Source organism: Nonomuraea recticatena (assembly GCF_039533245.1).
GTDB lineage: Bacteria > Actinomycetota > Actinomycetes > Streptosporangiales > Streptosporangiaceae > Nonomuraea > Nonomuraea roseola.
Window position 1 is genome coordinate 131,401 of sequence record NZ_BAAATE010000001.1, and the last position, 18,680, is coordinate 150,080.

Annotated in this window: 18 protein-coding genes; 8 read left to right on the top strand and 10 right to left on the bottom strand. The window is 70.3% G+C overall.

All coding sequences use genetic code 11. The features are described from left to right. The 4 genes from ABFX50_RS00605 to ABFX50_RS00620 are packed head-to-tail and all read right to left on the bottom strand — an operon-like array spanning position 1 to position 4,580. On the bottom strand, positions 1-1,149 hold the full coding sequence (locus ABFX50_RS00605; protein WP_346143019.1) for a thiolase domain-containing protein: 1,149 nt from the start codon (positions 1,147-1,149) through the stop codon (positions 1-3). After that, positions 1,149-2,165, bottom strand: a complete 1,017-nt coding sequence (locus ABFX50_RS00610; protein ID WP_346142329.1) for a lipid-transfer protein — start codon at positions 2,163-2,165, stop codon at positions 1,149-1,151. Before ABFX50_RS00610 ends, ABFX50_RS00605 begins: the two co-directional genes overlap by 1 nt. Continuing rightward, a complete protein-coding gene (locus ABFX50_RS00615; RefSeq protein ID WP_346142331.1) occupies positions 2,165-3,061 on the bottom strand; it encodes a Zn-ribbon domain-containing OB-fold protein in 897 nt (298 codons plus the stop codon). The genes ABFX50_RS00610 and ABFX50_RS00615 overlap by 1 nt, the downstream gene beginning before the upstream one ends. Next, positions 3,051-4,580: an acyl-CoA synthetase gene (locus tag ABFX50_RS00620; RefSeq protein ID WP_346142332.1), complete on the bottom strand. Its 1,530-nt coding sequence runs from the start codon at positions 4,578-4,580 to the stop codon at positions 3,051-3,053. The genes ABFX50_RS00615 and ABFX50_RS00620 overlap by 11 nt, the downstream gene beginning before the upstream one ends. A gap of 294 nt (positions 4,581-4,874) precedes the next feature. Between ABFX50_RS00620 and ABFX50_RS00625 the strand changes: the two genes are divergently transcribed. From ABFX50_RS00625 to ABFX50_RS00645, 5 genes are all read left to right on the top strand, one after another. Further along, the gene (locus tag ABFX50_RS00625) at positions 4,875-6,764 is read left to right on the top strand and encodes a COG1361 family protein (RefSeq protein ID WP_346142333.1); all 1,890 of its coding nucleotides are present in this window, start codon (positions 4,875-4,877) and stop codon (positions 6,762-6,764) included. Between the two features lie 61 nt (positions 6,765-6,825). After that, positions 6,826-7,479 (top strand): class F sortase, encoded by a 654-nt coding sequence (locus ABFX50_RS00630; protein ID WP_346142335.1) that lies wholly within the window; start codon positions 6,826-6,828, stop codon positions 7,477-7,479. 281 nt (positions 7,480-7,760) lie between these two features. After that, positions 7,761-8,570 carry a crotonase/enoyl-CoA hydratase family protein gene (locus ABFX50_RS00635; protein ID WP_346142337.1) on the top strand — a complete coding sequence of 270 codons (810 nt, stop codon included), beginning with the start codon at positions 7,761-7,763 and terminating at the stop codon, positions 8,568-8,570. Positions 8,571-8,613: 43 nt separating this feature from the next. Continuing rightward, positions 8,614-8,892 carry a type II toxin-antitoxin system Phd/YefM family antitoxin gene (locus ABFX50_RS00640; protein WP_346142339.1) on the top strand — a complete coding sequence of 93 codons (279 nt, stop codon included), beginning with the start codon at positions 8,614-8,616 and terminating at the stop codon, positions 8,890-8,892. Then, a complete protein-coding gene (locus ABFX50_RS00645) occupies positions 8,885-9,289 on the top strand; it encodes a type II toxin-antitoxin system VapC family toxin (protein ID WP_346142340.1) in 405 nt (134 codons plus the stop codon). Before ABFX50_RS00640 ends, ABFX50_RS00645 begins: the two co-directional genes overlap by 8 nt. A 3-nt stretch (positions 9,290-9,292) precedes the next feature. Here ABFX50_RS00645 and ABFX50_RS00650 read toward each other — a convergent pair whose 3' ends face one another. Beyond that, the gene (locus tag ABFX50_RS00650; protein ID WP_346142342.1) at positions 9,293-10,399 is read right to left on the bottom strand and encodes an NAD(P)H-dependent flavin oxidoreductase; all 1,107 of its coding nucleotides are present in this window, start codon (positions 10,397-10,399) and stop codon (positions 9,293-9,295) included. 88 nt (positions 10,400-10,487) lie between these two features. On the opposite strand from ABFX50_RS00650, the gene ABFX50_RS00655 reads away from it, so the two are divergent. Continuing rightward, the gene (locus tag ABFX50_RS00655) at positions 10,488-11,057 is read left to right on the top strand and encodes a hypothetical protein (protein WP_346142344.1); all 570 of its coding nucleotides are present in this window, start codon (positions 10,488-10,490) and stop codon (positions 11,055-11,057) included. 7 nt (positions 11,058-11,064) lie between these two features. On the opposite strand, the gene ABFX50_RS00660 is transcribed toward ABFX50_RS00655, so the two are convergent. Beyond that, a complete protein-coding gene (locus tag ABFX50_RS00660; protein ID WP_346142346.1) occupies positions 11,065-13,218 on the bottom strand; it encodes an acyl-CoA dehydrogenase family protein in 2,154 nt (717 codons plus the stop codon). Between the two features lie 46 nt (positions 13,219-13,264). Beyond that, positions 13,265-14,167: a hypothetical protein gene (locus tag ABFX50_RS00665; RefSeq protein WP_346142348.1), complete on the bottom strand. Its 903-nt coding sequence runs from the start codon at positions 14,165-14,167 to the stop codon at positions 13,265-13,267. A gap of 64 nt (positions 14,168-14,231) precedes the next feature. On the opposite strand from ABFX50_RS00665, the gene ABFX50_RS00670 reads away from it, so the two are divergent. After that, entirely contained in the window at positions 14,232-15,647 is a 1,416-nt protein-coding gene (locus ABFX50_RS00670) for an AMP-binding protein (RefSeq protein ID WP_346142349.1), read from the top strand. Between the two features lie 18 nt (positions 15,648-15,665). Further along, positions 15,666-16,733, top strand: a complete 1,068-nt coding sequence (locus ABFX50_RS00675) for a S1C family serine protease (protein ID WP_346142350.1) — start codon at positions 15,666-15,668, stop codon at positions 16,731-16,733. A 149-nt stretch (positions 16,734-16,882) separates the two neighbouring features. On the opposite strand, the gene ABFX50_RS00680 is transcribed toward ABFX50_RS00675, so the two are convergent. Genes ABFX50_RS00680 through ABFX50_RS00690 form a run of 3 tightly spaced genes read right to left on the bottom strand, consistent with a single transcriptional unit; the run spans position 16,883 to position 18,634 of the window. Then, the gene (locus ABFX50_RS00680; protein WP_346142351.1) at positions 16,883-17,494 is read right to left on the bottom strand and encodes a hypothetical protein; all 612 of its coding nucleotides are present in this window, start codon (positions 17,492-17,494) and stop codon (positions 16,883-16,885) included. Between the two features lie 2 nt (positions 17,495-17,496). Continuing rightward, positions 17,497-18,042 carry an OmpA family protein gene (locus ABFX50_RS00685; protein WP_346142352.1) on the bottom strand — a complete coding sequence of 182 codons (546 nt, stop codon included), beginning with the start codon at positions 18,040-18,042 and terminating at the stop codon, positions 17,497-17,499. Then, positions 18,026-18,634: a hypothetical protein gene (locus ABFX50_RS00690; protein WP_346142353.1), complete on the bottom strand. Its 609-nt coding sequence runs from the start codon at positions 18,632-18,634 to the stop codon at positions 18,026-18,028. Before ABFX50_RS00690 ends, ABFX50_RS00685 begins: the two co-directional genes overlap by 17 nt. Positions 18,635-18,680 lie beyond the last annotated feature (46 nt).

Sequence of the window (18,680 nt, forward strand, 5' to 3'; positions counted from 1 at the left end):
TCAGGGTTTGTCGGTGCCGACGATCCACATCGCGAAGAACTGGGCGCCGCCGCCGTACGCGTGTCCGAGCGCGCGGCGCGCACCGTCGACCTGGTGCTCCCCCGCCATCCCGCGCACCTGGAGCGCCGCCTCGGCGAAGCGGATGAGCCCCGACGCGCCGATGGGATTGGAGGACAGCACGCCGCCCGAGGCGTTCCACGGGATGTCCCCTTCGAGGGCGGTGGCGCCCGACTCGGTCAGCTTCCAGCCCTCGCCCTCGGCGGCGAATCCGAGGTTCTCCAGCCACATCGGCTCGTACCAGGAGAAGGGCACGTAGACCTCGGCGACGTCGAGATCCCTTCGCGGGTCGGCGATGCCGGCCTGGCGGTAGACGTCTGCCGCGCAGTCCTTGCCGCCCTGCGGGTTCACGGTGTCGCGGCCCGCCCTGAAGATGGGCTCGGAGCGCATCGCCGTACCGTGGACCCACGCCGGCCTGCCGGTGACCGCCTGCTCCGAGGAGAGCACCACCGCGCACGCGCCGTCGGAGGACGGGCAGGTCTCCAGGTAGCGGATGGGCTCCCACAGCATCGGCGTGGACTCGACCATCTCGCGGCTGATCCCGGGGATCCGCAGGTGGGCGTAGGGGTTCTTGAGGGCGTTCTGCCTGTCCTTGACGGCGACGAGCGTGCCGATGTGGTCGGGCGCGCCCGTCCTGCGCATGTACTCCCTGATGTGCGGGGCGAAGTAGCCGCCCGCGCCCACCACCAGCGAGGCGTTGAACGGCAGGTGGGTCGACAGGGCCCAGGTGGCGTTCGACTCCGACTGCTTCTCGAACGCAACGACGAGGACCCGCTCGTGCACCCCCGCCTGGATGAGCGAGGCGCCCACCAGCGCGGTGGACCCGCCGACGCTGCCGGCGGTGTGGACGCGCATCATCGGCTTGCCCGCGGCGCCGAGGGCGTCGGCCAGGTAGGACTCCGGCATCATCACGCCCTCGAACAGGTCGGGGGCCTTGCCGATGACGACCGCGTCGATGTCCTTGAACGTCAGCCCCGCGTCCTCCAGCGCCCTGAGCGCGGCCTCGCGCACGAGCCCCGCGATGGAGACGTCCATGCGCTTGGTGGTGTAGTGCGTCTGCCCGACGCCGATCACCGCGCACCGGTTGCCCATCATGCCTCCAGTACGGTGACGAGGTTGTGCTGCAGGCACGGACCACTGGCGGCGTGCCCCACGGTACGGCGGGCGGCTCCGTCGAGGATGCGCTGAGCGGCCTCGCCGATCCTGATGAGCCCGGTGGCCATGACGGGGTTGGCGGCCAGCGCCCCGCCGCTCGGGTTGATCACCACGTCGTCGGGGAGCTCCAGCGCCTGGCGCAGGATGAGCTCCTCGTGGCTGAAGGAGGCGTGCAGCTCGGCCACGTCGACGCGAGCCTTGCCGACCCCCGCCGCACGTGCGGCCTCGGCGGCGGAGGCCGACACGGCCAGCTCCCGCATACCCAGGTAATGGGGCTCTATGCGATGCGCGATGCCGCTGATGTAGGCGGGGTTGGTGGTGAGGCGCCTGGCCAGGTCGCCCGCCGCCAGCACCACCGCGGCCGCTCCGTCGGTGATCGGCGCGATGTCCCACTCCTTCAGCGGCTCCACCACGGACGCGCCCTGCTCCAGCGGCAGGTCGAAGGTGTAGGGGTTGTTCCTGCCGTCCTGGCGGCTGCGCATGGCCACGGCGTCGAGCGCCTCCCTCGGCGCGCCGAGCGCGCCGGCCTGGAGCGCGGCGAAGGAGAGCTGGTCCAGGCCCAGCGGCTCCAGGTAGTAGGGGTCGAGCTGCAGCGTCATGATCGCGCGCAGGTCGCCGAGCGACGACTTGCCGAACCCGTAGACCAGGGCGGTGTCGACGTCGCCGTGCTGCAGACGCACCCACGCCTCGTAGAGCGCCCACGCCGCGTCCATCTCCACGTGCGACTCGGAGATCGGCGGCCAGGCGCCCAGCGCGTCGAGGGCGGAGACGAACGAGAACGGCGCGCCTGCCAGGTAGTCGCACGAGCCCGAGCAGGTGAAGCCGAAGGTGGAAAGGCCCGACTGCTCCTTGACCGCCCTGATGACGGGCGCGATCAGCTCGGGCTCGGACAGACCTGTGTCGTGCGCGGTGTGCTCGGTCTGGGCGAAGGCGACGATGGCTACCTCGCGCATCACAGCTCCACGTCCGGCTCGCCCGTGGGGGTGAACCATCTGATGTTCGTCATCGAGAGCGTTCTCTCCTCGGCAGGGACCCACTCGGCGCGCACCCGCATGCCCTGCCGTACCTGGTGCGCGGGCACCCCGCCCACCAGGGCGATCAGCGGGATGTCGGCTCCGTCGAGCAGGATGTAGGCGGAGACGAAGGGCACCTCGGGGGCGCGGGGATCGGGCAGGTTGTTGATCGCGAAGGTGGTGACGGTGCCGGTGTCGGGCAGCGTGACCTCCCCTGCGATCGGGTTGCCGCACTCGGGACACGTCAGGCGGTAGGGGACGTAGACCTTCTCGCAGGTGGCGCAGCGGCAGCCGATGAGGACCCCGTCGCGCACGCCCTCGAGGAAGCGGGTCAGCGAGGGGCTGGCCGTCAGCCTGTACCGGGTGCTGACCGGCGAGACGATCTTCGTCACCTCGGGGGCGAAGTGCGAGATGTCGGTGATGTGGCCGCGGCGCTCGGCCCTCCACACGGGGCGGACCCTGGTGCCCGGCGGCAGGGCCTTGGGGCTGCCCGCGTCGACGGCGTGGACCAGGGCGGTGTCGGCGCCGTCGAGCCTGATCAGCGCCCAGGCGAAGGGGCGGTCGAGGGGGTGGCTCTCGCGTGGCTCGTGGACCCAGGCCGACGCGGTGACCGTACCCGCCGGCCCCACCTCGACCCACTCGTCGGTCACGGGCTCGCCCGTCGCCGGGTCGTACTCCAGCGGCGGCACCAGCGTCCTTCCCTCGGCGGTGCGCACGCCCATGAGCCGCCCGTCGCGCAGCTCGGTCAGGAAGCGGCCGATGACAGGCCCTGTCGTCCTGGTGTAGCCGCCGGGGAACTCCAGCACATGCTCTGCGGTCAGCGGGTCAGATGGCACGGTCGCGGCCCTCCCAGTACGGCGCGCGCAGCTTGCGTTTGAGCAGCTTGCCGTTCGGCTCCCGCGGCATCTCCTCGATGAAGTCGATCGACTTCGGCCATTTCATCCTGGCCAGCCGTCCCTCCAGCGAGGTAAGGATCTCCGCGGCCAGCTCGGGGCCGGGGGTCGCGCCCTGGGCGGGCTCGACCACAGCCTTGATCTGCTCGCCCCACTCCTCGTCGGGGATGCCGAACACGGCCACGTCCGCCACCTTGGGGTGGATCATGATCTCGTTCTCGATCTCGGCGGGATAGATGTTCGTCCCGCCGGAGATGATCAGGTCGGCCTTGCGGTCGCACAGGAAGAGGAAGCCGTCCTCGTCGAGGTAGCCGATGTCGCCGACGGTGAAGTGGTCCTTGAGACGGCTCGCCGCGGTCTTGGCGGGATCTCCCTTGTACTCGAAGGCGACGCCCATCATCTTCATGTAGATCGTGCCCGGGGTGCCGGTCGGCACGGGTTCGCCGTCGTCGTCCACGATCAGCAGCTCGCTGATCGGCCAGGCGGTGCCCACGGTGCCGGGGTGCTTCTTCCAGCCGTCGGGCGTGGCGATGGTGCCGCCGCCCTCGGTGGCCGCGTAGTACTCGTAGATGCAGTCGCCCCACCACTCGAACATCGCCCATTTCACCGGTACGGGACAGGGCGCGGCGGCGTGGATCATCCACCGGAGCGACGACAGGTCGTACTTCGAGCGGGTCTCCTCCGGCAGGGACAGCAGGCGCTTGAAATGCGTCGGCACGAGGTGCGAGTTGGTGATGCGATAACGCTCACACAGGCGCAGCGTCTCCTCGGCGTCCCACTTGTCCATGTAGACGAGCGTGTGACCCATGTGCAGCGCGGTGCCGCCGAACTGGGTCACCGCGGTGTGGTAGTTAGGCGAGGTGACCAGGTGGGCGTTGGGCCTGCCGGGCGTGATGCCGAACAGGGAGAGCAGGAAGGTCATCAGCTCGGCGCCGTCGTCGGGGTCGAGGCCCGACAGCTTGCGCCTGACGCCCTTCGGCTTGCCGGTGGTGCCGGAGGTGTAGTGCATGGTGGCGCCCGCCGTACGGTCCTGCGGGGCGGTGGAGGGGCGGCCCTCGGTCAGCTCCTCCACCGGGCGGAAGCCCTGGAGGTCGCCGAAGGAGAAGGACCCGCCTTCGACCAGCGGCTCGGCGTCGGAGAAGCGGGAGTGCGCGAAGAAGGCCTTCGCCTCGCTGTCGGCGACGATGTAGGCGATCTCGGGCGCGGCCAGGTGCCAGTTGATCGGCGTGTAGTACCAGCCCGCCTGCAGGGCCGCCAGGTAGAGGACCAGGCCGTCCACGCCGTTGGGCACCAGGCCGCAGATGCCGTCGCCCGGCCGCAGGCCGAGCTCGCGCAGACCGTGGACGAGCTGGTTGGCCCTGGCGAGCAGATCGCCCGCGCGGTGTTCGGTGCCGTCGGGGTCGACCGCGGCGATCCACTCGGGATCGGCCTGCGCCAGCCTCCAGAAACCGAGCGTGCCCATGGGGACTCCTCGCAGCAGGCAAACGAGAACCTGTTCTCGTTTGTAGCGGCAGACTAACCCGGCCAGGTCGCCCTAGCAAGCGCTTGATTTAAGTCACATATGTCACAGAACTGCACTATTGTTACCACTTTGAGGCATTTGATCTTTTTGGTATAGAATTGGCAAAGTCTGGACTTTATGTCTATTTTGTGGTTCTTTGACCATTTGGGTACGAGATGATGTTCGACGCGAGACGGCGTGTTTCCCGAGCCGGGCATCTCCTGGACCCCGCGCCGTCTCGGTGATTGGGAGATCATGCGCTTCAACACGTCCCTCGCGGTGGCAGGCGCCCTCAGCCTCGCCGTACTCACCGCAGGCCCCGTGCTCGCGGAGCCCGTCGCGGAGAGCGGCGCGGCCCCGACCGCGGTGGCCACCACCCCGGCCCCCGCCGCCACCAAGGCTCCCGAGCCCACCAAGGCTCCGGCGGCCAAGGCCCCTGAGACCAAGGTGCCCGAGACCAAGGCGCCCGAGACCAAGGCGCCCGAGGCCAAGCAGACGCAGGCTCCGGCGGCGAAGAAGAGCGCCCAGCCGGTCAAGAAGGTCACGAAGGTCGCCAAGGAGCAGGCGGCCGAGCCCGCGATCACCGGCGTGACCCTCTCGTCCGCGACGGTGACCGCCGGCCAGGCCTACGAGGTCACCGTCACCACCAGCGCGGTGGCCGACGGCAAGCGCGTCCACGTCCAGGGCTTCGGTGACCCCAAGGTCGCCCTGACCAAGGACGGCAAGGCCGTCGTCCCGCTCGTCGCCCCCAGCGACGCCACGCCCGGAGCGAAGACGCTGAAGATCAGCGTCGAGGGCGTCGCCACGCACTCCAGCGCGACCGTCACCGTGGTCGAGGCCGCCAAGCCCGCGATCGTCGACGCCGTCGTCAGCCCCGGCCTCGTCGCCCCCGGCGAGAACTACACCGTCGCGGTCTCCACCAAGGACGTCGCCGACGGCAAGCGCGTCCACGTCCAGGGCCTCGGCGGCCCCAAGGTCGCCTACGTCAAGGACGGCAGGGCGACGGTCGCCCTCACCGCCCCCGCCGACGCCGCCCCCGGCGTCTCGACGCTGACCATCAGCGTCGAGGGCGTCGAGACGCGGCTCAAGCGGACCATCGAGGTCGGGCAGGCGATCCCCTCCTCGGCCTCCGTCACCGTGACCCCCGGCACGGTCCACCCGGGCGACAAGGTCGGTGTGCGGGTCCGCAGCAGCGAGCCGCGCGCCACCGACGCCCGCGTCACCTCGCCGGCCTTCTCCGGCAAGCACGCCTTCACCCTCGCCAAGGGCCAGGGCGAGATCACCGCCGCCACCTGGAACGACCTCAAGCCGGGCCAGTACCCGGTCACGGTCGAGATCATCCTGGGCGAGCGCGTCATCGCCACGGCGCAGACCACGCTCACCGTCACGGCCAAGCCCGTCACCCCCACGCCGATCGTGAGCGTGGACCTGCAGCTCACCCCCGGCAAGGTGCGCGTCGGCGGCTCCTACCTCGCCGGCGTCCACACCGACAACGTCAAGCCGGGCACCGCGGTCGTCATCACCACCCCCGACGGCAAGAAGCACACCGTCGAGGTGGACGACTTCGGTGACGCCGTCACCCGCCTCCACGTGCCCAAGGACGCCAAGCCCGGCGCCTACGAGGTCGTCGCCACGCTGCCGGGCGGACAGTCCAGCACCGCGTCGCTGACCGTCACCCAGGACGTCGTGCCCGGCGCCGACCTCTACCTGAAGCTCAGCCCCGGCACGGTGTACGCCGGCGGCGACTTCACCGCGTTCGTCGCCAGCGACAGCGCCAAGCCCGGCACCGAGGTCGTCATCGCCGACCCCGGCGGCAAGGCCGTCACCACCAAGATCAACGCGCACGGCGTCGCGGCCGTCCGCTTCCACGTGTCCTCGGGCACCAAGGCGGGCGCGTACGTCTTCAGCGCCGACATGGAGCGCGCCAAGAAGGTGTACGCCACGCTGACCGTCAAGAAGCGCGTGGTCGCCCAGACCGACGGCCTCACGCCGCGCGGTGGCGCCGAGACCGGCGGCGGCATCGTCGCCGCCCAGGTCGGCGCGGGGACCGGCGGCGGCTTCGGCGGCGTCGCCCTCGGCGGGCTGCTGATGGCCGCGGGCGTGGGGGCCGCCTTCCTCGGCCGTCGCAGGCGCGACCAGGTCTGATCCACCTTCTGAAGGGGCACGGCCCGCGGGCCGTGCCCCTCGTCGGACGTTAGGGGGCAACGTGAGCACCAGAAACACCCTGGCCATGGGCGCGGCGGCGATCCTGCTGTTCAGCGGCGGCCTGGCCGTCGCGGGGTCGCTGCGCGGCGAGCCCGCGCCCGCGCACGCGCGGACGGCCGACACGCAGGCCGGCACCGGCATCACGGGGGGCGAGTTCGCGTCCGAGCGGCCCATCTTCTCCCAGGCGGCCGTCGCGCTGCCGAAGTCGGAGCCGGTCGCCCTGTCGATCCCGAAGATCGGCCTCAAGGAGGCCCCGATCGAGCCCGTCGGGCTCAACGCCGACCAGACCGTCGAGGTGCCGCCGCTGAGCGAGCCGGGCCTCGTCGGCTGGTACGAGCACCGTCCCACGCCTGGAGAGAAGGGCCCCTCGGTGCTGCTGGGCCACGTCGACGGGTACGGCAAGCCCGCGGTCTTCCACAAGGCGCACACGCTGAGGCCCGGCGACACGCTCTCGGTCAGGCGGAAGGACGGCTCGGTCGCCACGTTCACGGTCGACGCGCTGGAGCAGGCCGACAAGGACGCCTTCCCGACGGAGAAGGTCTACGGCCCGACGGACTCGGCCGAACTGCGCCTGGTGACCTGCGGCGGCGCCTTCGACGCCGCGACGGGCCACTATGAGGACAACATCATCGTCTACGCCCACCTGACCAGCTGACCACCCCGCATCACCGAGCCCCGCCCAGATCACGGCGTCCCGAGATCCCGGCACCGCGCCATCCGAGAATCCGGCGCTCGCCCGATCTCAGGAGCCGCGCCCTCCCAGGCTGCTGCGCGCACACGATCGCCTCCCCGCCAGCGTGGCCCGGAGCGGCGCGGGGCCGCCCTGCGGAATCCGGCGGGACACCGCCCGCGGTGTCAGGTGAGGCACTTCCCCCCTGGCCCCTCCGCCTGAGAAGATCTCGCTAACAAGCGCTTGGTTCTTCACGCGGAGGCCCCATGGAAGTCCTGCCGATCAGCACCCCCCACTGCCGCGTCGAGCGTGACGGCCACGTCGTGATCGTCACCATGGACCGGCAGGAGGCCAGGAACGCCCTCTCCTCCGACATGCTCGTCGGCCTGGCCTCCGCATGGGCCTACGTCTCCGAGCAGCCCGAGGTCCGCGTGGCCATCCTGACCGGCGCGGGAGGCACCTTCTGCGCGGGCGCCGATCTGAAGGCCATGGGCACGCCCTCCACCGACCCCGAGGTCCAGGCCAGGGCGGCCGCCATCGCCAACTTCCACTGGAAGGGCCTGCTGCGCGAGGACCTGCCCACCAAGCCGATCATCTGCGCCGTCGAGGGCTACGCGGTGGCAGGCGGCACCGAGTTGCTCGTCGGCACCGACCTGCGCGTGGTGGGCGAGTCGGCCACCCTCGGGCTGTTCGAGGCCAAGCGGGCGCTGTTCCCCATGGGCGGCAGCGCGATCAGGCTGCCCCGGCAGATCCCCTACTGCCACGCCATGGATCTGCTCCTCACGGGGCGGTCGGTCACCGCTGCGGAGGCGCTGGCCATGGGGCTGGTGAACAGGGTCGTCCCCGACGGGCAGGCGCTGGCGGTGGCGCGCGAGCTCGCCGACGACGTCGCGGCCTCGGGGCCGCTGGCCGTACAGGCGATCCTGCGCACCTACCGCGACACCCTCGGCCTGGCCGAGCCGGAGGCGCTCAAGGTCTCCGACGAGTACGGCTGGCCGGTGATCGGCTCCGAGGACGCCAAGGAGGGGGCGAGGGCCTTCAAGGAGAAGCGCCCCGCCCATTACAGAAGCCACTGACGCCGTAGCCCGTTGAGACACGGCGGGCTACACTTAAGTCACGATGAAAATCATCACGCAGCGCGAGTTCCGCAACAACTCAGCAGCCGTCATGGACGCCGTCGAAGCCGGAGAGACTTACCACATCACCCGGAACGGCATCGAGGTGGCCGAGCTACGCCCGCTTCCTCGCCGTCGGCGCCCACGCGCCGATGAGTTGGTCGCGAAACATCGCCGACTGCCCCACGTCGACTCCTCCGAACTACGCAAGGACGTCGACGAGTTCTTCGGCACCCAGGATCGCGTTGGAGACGCAGACCCCTGGGAGCGTCGTCGTGACTGAACGTCACGCCGCGGGAGTGATCGACACGTGCGTCTACATCGACCTGGATTCAATTCCTCCGGCACATCTTCCCGACTATCCGGACATCACCACCATCACGCTGGCCGAACTTCACCAAGGCGTCGCGATGGCGAAGAACGCCGTCGTCCGCGCAGCACGCGCGGAAAAGCTCGGGGCTGCCGTGGTCGATTTCGATCCCCTTCCCTTCGACAGCGAGGCAGCTGCCCGCTACGGCAGTCTGGTCACCCTGACCCTCGCCGCCGACCGCGATCCGAAGCCGCGTCGCATGGATCTGCTGATCGCCGCAATCGCCTCGAGCCGCGGTCTTCCTCTCTTCACCCGCAACGCCGACGACTTCAAGGGGCTGGAAAGCCTGCTCACGATCGTGCCCGTCTGAGTTTTACGACTCCGTGATGCCGCCCAGGCGGCCGACGGCCTCGATGTACTCCTCGACCATCTCGAACACCACGTCACGAGCGCTCTTGACCTGGTTCATCGTCCCGATGATCTGACCTGCGGGGAAGGTCGCCAGCTCGGCGGCGTCCGAGCGCCCGATGCGCCGCAGCGCGTCGGAGACCAGCATGAACTGAAGAGGCATCGGCAGCGTGCCTGGCGAGTTCGCGCCCTCCCAGGCGTCGGTCCACTCGTTCCTGAGCAGGCGGGCAGGCTTGCCCGTCCAGCTGCGCGAGCGGACGGTGTCGCGGGAGGTCGCCGCCAGGATGCGCGACTTGGCCAGCTCAGGGGTGTCGGCCTCCTCGACCGTCAGCCAGATCGAGCCCGTCCACACCCCTTCGGCGCCCAGGGCCATGCCCGCCGCCATCTGCCTGCCGCCGCCGATGCCGCCCGCCGCCAGAACCGGCACGTCGACGGCGTCCACGACCTGCGGGATCAGCACCATCGTGGAGATCTCGCCGGTGTGCCCTCCCGCCTCGGTGCCCTGGGCGACGACCACGTCCACGCCGACCTCGACCTGCTTGACGGCATGGCGGGGAGTGGAGGCCAGCGCGGCCACCTTGACCCCCTTGGCGTGCGCCAGCTCGACGACGTCGGCGGGCGGCGGGCCCAGGGCGTTGGCCAGCAGCGCGATGGGGTGCCGCAGCGCCACCTCGACCTGCGGCCTGGCGGTGGCGTCCGTCCAGCCGAGCAGGACCTTGCCGGGGTCGGCGTCCTCGGACAGCGGGGGCACGCCGTGCCCCGCGAGCAGGTCCTCGACGAACTGCCTGTGGCCCTCGGGGATCATCCCCTGCAGGCGCGAGACCAGCTCCTCCGGCGCGAAGTCGGCCCCCTCGTAGGAGGCGGGCATGACCACGTCGACGCCGTACGGCTTGCCGTCCACGTGGTCGTCGATCCACTTGAGCTCCATCTCGAGCTCTTCAGGGGTGAAGTAGAGGGCGCCCAGCACGCCCATCCCTCCGGCGCGGCTGACGGCCGCGACGACGTCCCTGCAGTGGCTGAAGGCGAAGATCGGTAACTCGATGCCGAACATGTCGGTCACTCGTGTCCGCATGGCCATGACGATACGATCGCACCCGGCAAAACTGCAACGTGTTCTACTCTAGAACCTTTTGTCGGTCGGGCGCTCTAGGGTCGCGCGCATGGAAGCCACAGACGAGGTCTTCGTCAGCTACCACCAGATGCTGGTGGCCGAGCCGGGCGCCTATCCTCCAGAGGGGCTTACGGGGGGACTGGCGGCTTCCGCCCCTGGGGCGGCGGTGATCCGCACCGGGATCCACACGGGCAACGTCGATGTCACCGTGCGCCTCACGACCGCCGCGCCAGACGCTCAGGACGGCTGGGAGGAGGAAGCGGAGGTCGATCTGATCACCTCGACCGGAGAAATGTGGCTGGCCGGCCTTATGAACGGCCCTGCGGACCTTCCGAACCTCACACCCCACGGCCCAGGTCGATATCGCATGAGAGTGCACGCCCGCGGCAGAGGGATCAACTACGACGGCGTCGCGACGAAGCCGTGCGAGTTCTATCTTCTCGTGGTGTGGCCCGTGGAGCTCGTTCCCGAAGTGGTCGCGAGCCGTCTACCCGAGCCGCTGCCACGTTCCCAGTCGGACGAGATCCGCGACTGGGCGAGGCGATATGGCCACGTGTACAGCGAACGCGGCCGACCAGCCAGCGGACCGGGCTTCCCCGGGGGAGGCCCGGTCCGATGAGAACGCGTTACTTGCCGGGTTCGGGGTCCCTGGGCAGGCCGAGCATGCGCTCGCCGATGATGTTGAGCTGCACCTCCGTCGTCCCGCCGTAGATGGTCATCGCCCTGGTCGCCAGCACCGCCCTGTTCCAGTAGCCGGCGTCGCCCAGCTTCATGTCGGCCGCCACCACGGCGGAGGCGCCGAGCAGGTCCACCGCCGTCTCCGACACGTGCTGGGCGTGCGAGGTCGACAGCAGCTTGCGCACCGAGGCGTCCGCCCCCGGCTCGGCCCCCGCCAGCTGCTTGAGCGTCACCCGCAGCGACAGCGCGTTGATCGAGTGGCCCTCGCAGACGACCGCGGCCACGGCCTGCTCCTCGGCGGGGGTGAGCGGCCTGCCCAGCCTCGACACCAGCCCGAGCAGGTCGGGCACGGAGGCGCCGGTGCCGCCTGAGCCGGACGACAACGACACGCGCTCGTTCGACAGCGTGTTGCGGGCGACCTTCCAGCCGTCGCCCACCTGCCCGACGACCAGCGAGTCAGGCACGAAGACGTCGTCGAGGAAGACCTCGTTGAACAGGTTCTCGCCGGTCATCTCGGTCAGCGGCCTGACCGTCACCCCTGGCGACTTCATGTCGACGAGGAAGTAGGTGATGCCCTCATGCTTGGAGCCTGCCGAGGAGTTGCGCGCGATGCAGATGCCCCACTCGGCGACGTGCGCGACGGAGGTCCAGATCTTCTGGCCCGACAGGGTCCAGCCGCCCTCGACCCGCGTGGCCTTCATCTGCAGCGAGGCCAGGTCGGAGCCCGCGCCCGGCTCGGAGAACAGCTGGCACCAGATCGTCTCGCCGCTGAGCGTCTTGGGCAGGAAGCGTTCCTGCTGCTCGCGAGTGCCGTAGGCGACGACGGAGGGCACCACCCAGGCGCCGATGATCATGTTGGGCAGCTTCACGCCCGCGGCCTTGAGCTCCTGCTGGATGAGCACCTGCTCCAGCGGGCCCGCGTCGCGACCCCACGGCCTGGGCAGGTGTGACATCACGAAGCCGCGGTCGGCGAGGGCCCGCTTCTGCTCGACCCCCGACAGCTGGGCGATCTCGGCGATCTCGGCGGCGATCGAGGAGCGCAGCTCGGCGGCCGAGTCGGGCAGGTCGATCTCCATCGGCCGCTGCACGCCCGCGAGAGCGTGGGCCGCGACCCGCGCCGCCCACGAGGACGACGAGCCGAGCAGCGCCCTGAGGGTGAGCGCGCGGCGGTAGTAGAGGTGCGCGTCGTGCTCGTAGGTGTAGCCGATGCCGCCGAAGGTCTGGATGGCGTCCTTGGCGCACTGCACGGCGGCGTCGGGCGCCATCACACCGGCGATCGCCGCGGCGTAGGCCAGCTCGTCGCCCGAGGCCCTGGTGGCGTCCCACACCGTGGCCCGCGCCTGCTCCAGCGCCACGAGCATGCGCGACAGCTTGTGCTTGATGCCCTGGAACTGACCGATCGGCCGCCCGAACTGCACGCGCACCTTGGCGTAGTCGGAGGCGGCCCGCACGCACCAGGCCGCCACGCCCGCCGCCTCGGCGCCCAGGATGATCGCCGCGATGCTCGGCACGTCGACCTCGCCGAGGATTCTGTCCTCGGGTACGGCCACCGCCTCGAGCGTCACCCTGGCCACGGCCCTGGTGAGGTCGAGCGATTTGATCTCCTCGATCCGGACCTGCGAGGCGTCGACGGCCACCCAGGTGTCGCCGAAGGGCAGGACGAGCACGTCGGCCATCGCGCCCCCGAGCACCTGCTCGGCCGTACCGGAGAGGACGAACGAGTCGCCCGTCAGCTCGGCCGACAGGGCGACGGCGGCGGTCAGCGAGCCGTCGGCGAGCCCTGGGAGCAGCTCGGCGCGCGCCTTGTCGGAGCCGGAGGCGGCGATGACCGCACTGGCCAGCACCGTGGGGACGAACGGGCCCGGAGCCATGCGCTCGGCCAGCGCCTCGATCGCGACGGCCGCCTCCAGCAGGCCGTACCCCGAGCCGCCGAACTCCTCTGGCAGGTGCAGACCCAGCAGGCCCTGCTCGGCCAGCCCCAGCCAGAACGGCGGACGCCCGCTCTCGAAGGTGCGCACGACCTCGGCGGAGACGTTGCGCTCCGCCCATCCCGCCACCGACTCGCGGAGCGCCTCGTGCTCCTCGCTCAATCCGATCGCCATCACATGCCTCCTATGGTTTCCCAGAACCATATTCTAGAGGATGCTTCTATGACGAACGTAGCCCCTTCACCAGAGAGTTCAGGTCGCGCCAGTGGCCCTTGCCGCTCTCGGGGATGGTGGCCAGCAGCATCGCGGGCTTCGACTTGCCCGCGTCGACCACCGCGGCCAGCGCCTGCGAGGACTGCCGCCTGCCGCCGAAGGTGTAGTCGACCTTGAACCCGACGATCCAGCCCTTGCCCACGGCGAGCTTCTGCGAGCCCGTCCAGGTGACCGTGGCGCCCTCGGGGTGCTGGCTGCGCAGCGACCATCTGGCCGCCCTGACGGCCAGGTCGCGGTAGTCGGCGAGCGAGGACGGCTTGTCGGCCGCGACCGGCAGGGGCGCGGAGGCGACCATGGTGTGCGGGAGCGCGACCTTGCCGGCCCGCTGGGCGATCGCGAAGGGCGGGAACGACTTGGCGGTCCACGGCTTGCCGAGCCGGGGATAGGTGATGCCGGTGCGCCTGTCCACGATCTTGCCGACCACCTTGGAGGCCTTGCCCGGCATCGCGGGGAAGGCCAGGCTCTCGGGCGCGGGCGTGAGTACCACCTCGTCGGCGGCCGAGCTGGGCGCGGGCGCGGCTGGCGCGGAGAGATCGGCCCGCTGCGGCTCGGCGGCGTCCGGCTGGTCGCCGGAGAACACCGCGAAGATCAGAACGACCGCCAGCACGGTGACGACCACGGCGGCGATGAGATAGACGAGCTTGATCGGCACGTCTCCCACGCTCGCGGTCAGCCTGCCGACCAGGCCCCTTCGCGGCGGTGCGGGCGGCGGGCGGAACGGTCCCGCCGTCGGCGGCATGGGCACCCGCATCGTCTGGTCTGCGGAGGAGGAGACCTCGACCCGCTGGAAGGGGGTGGTCGGCGCGTCGTAGGAGGGTTGGTACGGCTCCTGTCCCTGGTTGTGCGCCATGGCCTCGAGGCTACGTGATTCGTGCTCTTCCTTGGACAGAATGTCATTCTGTATGGTCGCCCGCATGAGGGGCTTCTACGAGATCGCCGCAGCCGAACCGGACCGTCCCGCCGTGCTCGGGGAGGTCGGCCTCACCTACGGCGAGCTGCTCGCCCGCGCCAACAGGCTCTCGCACGCGTTGGTCGAGCGTGGGGTGGGACAGGGCGACGCGGTGGTCACTGTGTTGCCCAACGGCCCGGAGGCGCTGGCCATGATGCTCGCGACCTACCAGATCGGCGCCTACCACGTCCCGGTCAACTGGCACTTCACCGAGGAGGAGATCGCCTACATCGTGGCCGACTGCGGCGCGAAGGTCGTCCTCGACTCCCCCATGCCGGTGGACGGCCTGCCCTCCGGCCCGCCGCCGCACCGGCGCGCCGGCTCGATGATGCTCTACACCTCGGGCACCACAGGAAGGCCGAAGGGTGTACGGCGGCGCCTGCTCGACCTGCCGCCCGAGGAGCTCTACCCCATCCTGATGCGCAAGAGCTGGAGGCACTTCGGGCTGCCGTTCGGCGGGGTGCACCTGGTGTGCTCGCAGCTCTACCACTCCGCCCCCTACGGCCAGGCGATGATGGCGCTCAACCTCGGTCACGCGATCATCGCCCCTGAGAGGTTCGACGCCGTCGGCACGCTGGAGCTGATCGAGCGCCACCGGGTGACGAACGCCTTCATGGTGCCGACGATGTTCCACCGGCTGCTGGCCGTACCCGATCGGGAGCGCTACGACCTGTCGTCGCTCACCCACCTCTTCCACGGCGCCGCGCCGTGCCCTCCCGCCACCAAGCAGGCGATGATCGACTGGCTGGGGCCCGTGCTGTGGGAGTACTACGGCTCGACGGAGGCGGCCGTGGCCACCATGGTCTCCTCGCAGGAGTGGCTGGCCAAACCGGGCACGGTGGGTCGGGCGCTGGACGGCATGTCCTTCACGATCATCGCCGACGACGGCACGGAGGCTCCTCCAGGCGAGCCGGGACTGGTCTACATCGGCGGCATCAACCGCTTCGAGTACCACGGCGACCCAGCCAAGACGGCATCGGCGATGCGCGGGCGCGACTACACCCCCGGCGACATCGGCTACCTCGACGAGGACGGCTACCTGTTCCTTCTCGACCGCAGGACCGACCTGATCATCTCGGGCGGGGTCAACATCTATCCCGCCGAGATCGAGGCCGTCCTGCTGGAGCATCCCGCCGTCGCCGACGTGGCGGTGATCGGCGTGCCCGACGAGGAGTGGGGGCACAGGATCGTGGCGCTGGTGCAGCCCTCCGAGGGCTTCAGCCCCGGCGACGGGCTGACCGCCGACCTGCTGCGGCACTGCGCGCCCCGGCTGGCCAAGCTGAAGCACCCGAGGGTCGTGGAATACCGCGCACAGCTGCCGCGCACGCCCACAGGCAAGCTGAGCAGGCGGGATGTCAGGGATCGGTATCTTTCCGGCTGACGTGGGAAGAAACCGCGCATGAGGATGATCGTCGCGAGCGCCGCGGCCGCAGTTCTGCTCATCTCCGGCTGCTCGGGCTCCATCTCCAGGGCGACCCCGCCGGCTTCGACCCCGGCGCCCTCCCCGGCCTCCTCCTCACCGGCGTCCGCGTCGTCCCCGCACGCGCTGGAGGCGGAGTACGAGAAGGTCATCCAGGAGGTGCTGCCGTCGATCGTCCAGATCAACACCAAGGTCGGGCTCGGCTCGGGCATCGTCTACGACTCGGCAGGACACATCGTGACCAACGCCCACGTGGTGGGCGAGGCGACCGAGATGGAGGTCACGCTCGCCACCGGCGGCACCGCGCGCCCCGCCAGGCTGGTCGCCTCCTTCCCCGCGGGCGACCTCGCGGTGATCAAGGTCAGCGACCTCAACGGCCTCGCGCCCGCCAGATTCGGCGACTCCGCCAAGCTCAGGGTCGGTCAGATCGTGCTGGCGATGGGCAACCCGCTCGGGCTGTCGGGCAGTGTCACCAACGGCATCGTCTCGGCGCTGGGCCGTACGGTGAGCGAGCCCCAGGGCGGCGGCTCGCCCGGCGCGACCATCGCCAACGCCATCCAGACCTCCGCCGCCATCAACCCCGGCAACAGCGGGGGCGCGCTGGTCGACCTGTCGGGGCAGGTGATCGGCATCCCGACCCTCGCCGCCACCGACCCGCAACTCGGCGGAGGGGCGGCGCCCGGCATCGGCTTCGCCATCCCGAGCAACACCGCCACCGACATCGCCGCGCAGATCATCAAGGACGGGAAGGTGACCAACTCCCGCAGGGCGGCGCTCGGCATCGTTGGCCGCACGGTGATCGGGCCCGAGGGCTCTCCCGTCGGCGTCGGCGTCGTCGGCGTCAGCAGGGATGGTGGAGCGGCCCAGGCCGGCATCGCGGCGGGCGACGTGATCGTCTCGGTGAACGGCACGGACACCCCGACCATGTCGGCGCTGTCGGAGATCCTGGCCGCCCAGAAGCCAGGCGGCCAGGCCAAGGTCGAGGTGGTCAAGCCGGACGGCTCCACCGGCACGGTCACGGTCACGCTGGGCGAACTCGACAGCTAGACCTCAGAAGCACGTCGGCGAAGACGCCCTGATCGTCAGGAGACGGCCACGCCGGTGAAGACCACCCGGTCCTTCAGGAGACGGCCACGCAGGTGAAGACGGCCCGGGCCGTCAGAGGATTGGCACGTCGGTGAAGATGACCCGATTCGTCAGGAGACGGGGACGTCGGTGAAGACGCCCAGCGTGCGCAGGTCGACGTTGACCTTCGTCACGTCGGCGGGCGGCGCGGCGAAGGTGGCGTGGAGGGGCAGTTGCTCCCCCGGCTCGGTGAACACGTCGTAGTCCGAGCACATGCACCGGGCCCTGGGGGGCTCGCCGGTGTAGGCGACGCGGTAGCGCTTTCCGTTGGCCGCGTCGACCAGGCTGACCCCGCCGACCGTCAGGCCCATCCCCATGGGCGTGTCGCCGAGGGTGGAGGACATCTCCCACCTGTTCTCGCCCTTGTTGGTGACGGTCCAGGTGAGCGTGGCCACCCTGCCCTGCCGCTTGAGCCCGGTGATCTGCACGAGCAGGTCGGCCCCTCCGGCCTTCACCTCACGGCCGGCGATCACCTGGGTCTGCTCGGGCGGCGCGCTCTGGGCGGTCTGCGGCGCGGGAGCCGTGCCGCTCTCCTGAGGCGTCCCGCCGCTCTGCTGGGCGGTGCTCTGCTGGGCGGTGGCCTGCTGCTTCTCCTCGCCGCCCGCCGCGAGCTGGCCGGGCAGCATGCCGCAGCCGGTCAGGCCGGCGACCAGGGTCAGTGTCAGCGCGATCTGCTTGCGCATGCTCATTCCTTGACGTTGAAGATGATCTCGACACGGCGGTTCTTGGTCCTGTTGTGGTCGCTGGGCCTGCCGTCCACGAGGTTGGGCAGCTTGGGCTTCGTCTCGCCGAAACCGGCGGCCTCGAAGGTGACCGCGCCGGCGTCCAACCGGCCCAGCGCCTCCTGGACGGCGCGCGCCCGCCTGAGCGAGAGCGCCTGGTTGTAGGCGTCGGCGCCCTGGTCGTCGGTGTGACCCTGGATCTTGACCACGCCGCCGGCAGACTCCGCCTTGATCTTGGCGGCCACCTGGCCGAGCCGCTGCCTGGCCTTCGCCGTGAGCACCCACCTGTCAACGGCGAACAGCACGTCGCTGGTCAGCGCGACAGTGACCTCCTCGCCCGTCCTGGACTCGCTCTGCGCGCCGTCCATGGACTCCACCTCGGCGATGATGTCCTCGACGGGGAGCACCAGGTCCTCCACCGTGTAGGTGGCGTCCTGCGGCGTTCCGGGGTCGGCCAGCGTGGAGATTGACATCACCGCCGCCAGCGCCAGCTCAGGAAATGGGGACATCGGGGAACACTCCGAGGTTGGGGATCTCGACGGTGACCGTGGAGACGTCGGCTGGAGGCGCGCCGTAGACGGCGTACATCTCCAGCGCGCTGCCGCCCTTGATCCGCTGGTTCACCCTGCTGCACACGCATGTGGCGTCGTCGCCCGTGCCGTTGCGAGCGACGCGGTACCGCTTGCCGTTGACCGGGTCGATCAGCGAGACGCCCGCGACCGTCCAGTCGAGGTTTCCCGTGCCGAGGTTGGAGCCGACGTAGTAGTGGTCGCTGGAGGGGTCGAGGTTGTGGACCGTCCAGGTCAGCGTCGCGATCCTGCCCTGGCGCTTGAGCCCGGTGATGTCGACGCGCAGGTTGCTGCCGTCGTGCTTCATCTCCCGGCTGGCGATGGCCTGGAGCTTCTCGGCGGGCGGCGCCGGGGCGGAGGGGGAAACCGTGGCGGCGGGCGGCGGGCCGGCGGGCGTGTTCTCCACGGCCCGCTCGGTGTTCCGTACCGGCTGCTTCTCCTCGCCGCCTCCCGAGGTCAGCTGGGAGGGCAGGGTTCCGCAACCGGTCAACGTCATGGCCAGCAACGCCGCCATGGCCAGCTTTCTTCGCATCCTGCCTTACCTCTTGCGGTCGGGGGTTTCAGTGAGCCTCACCCTA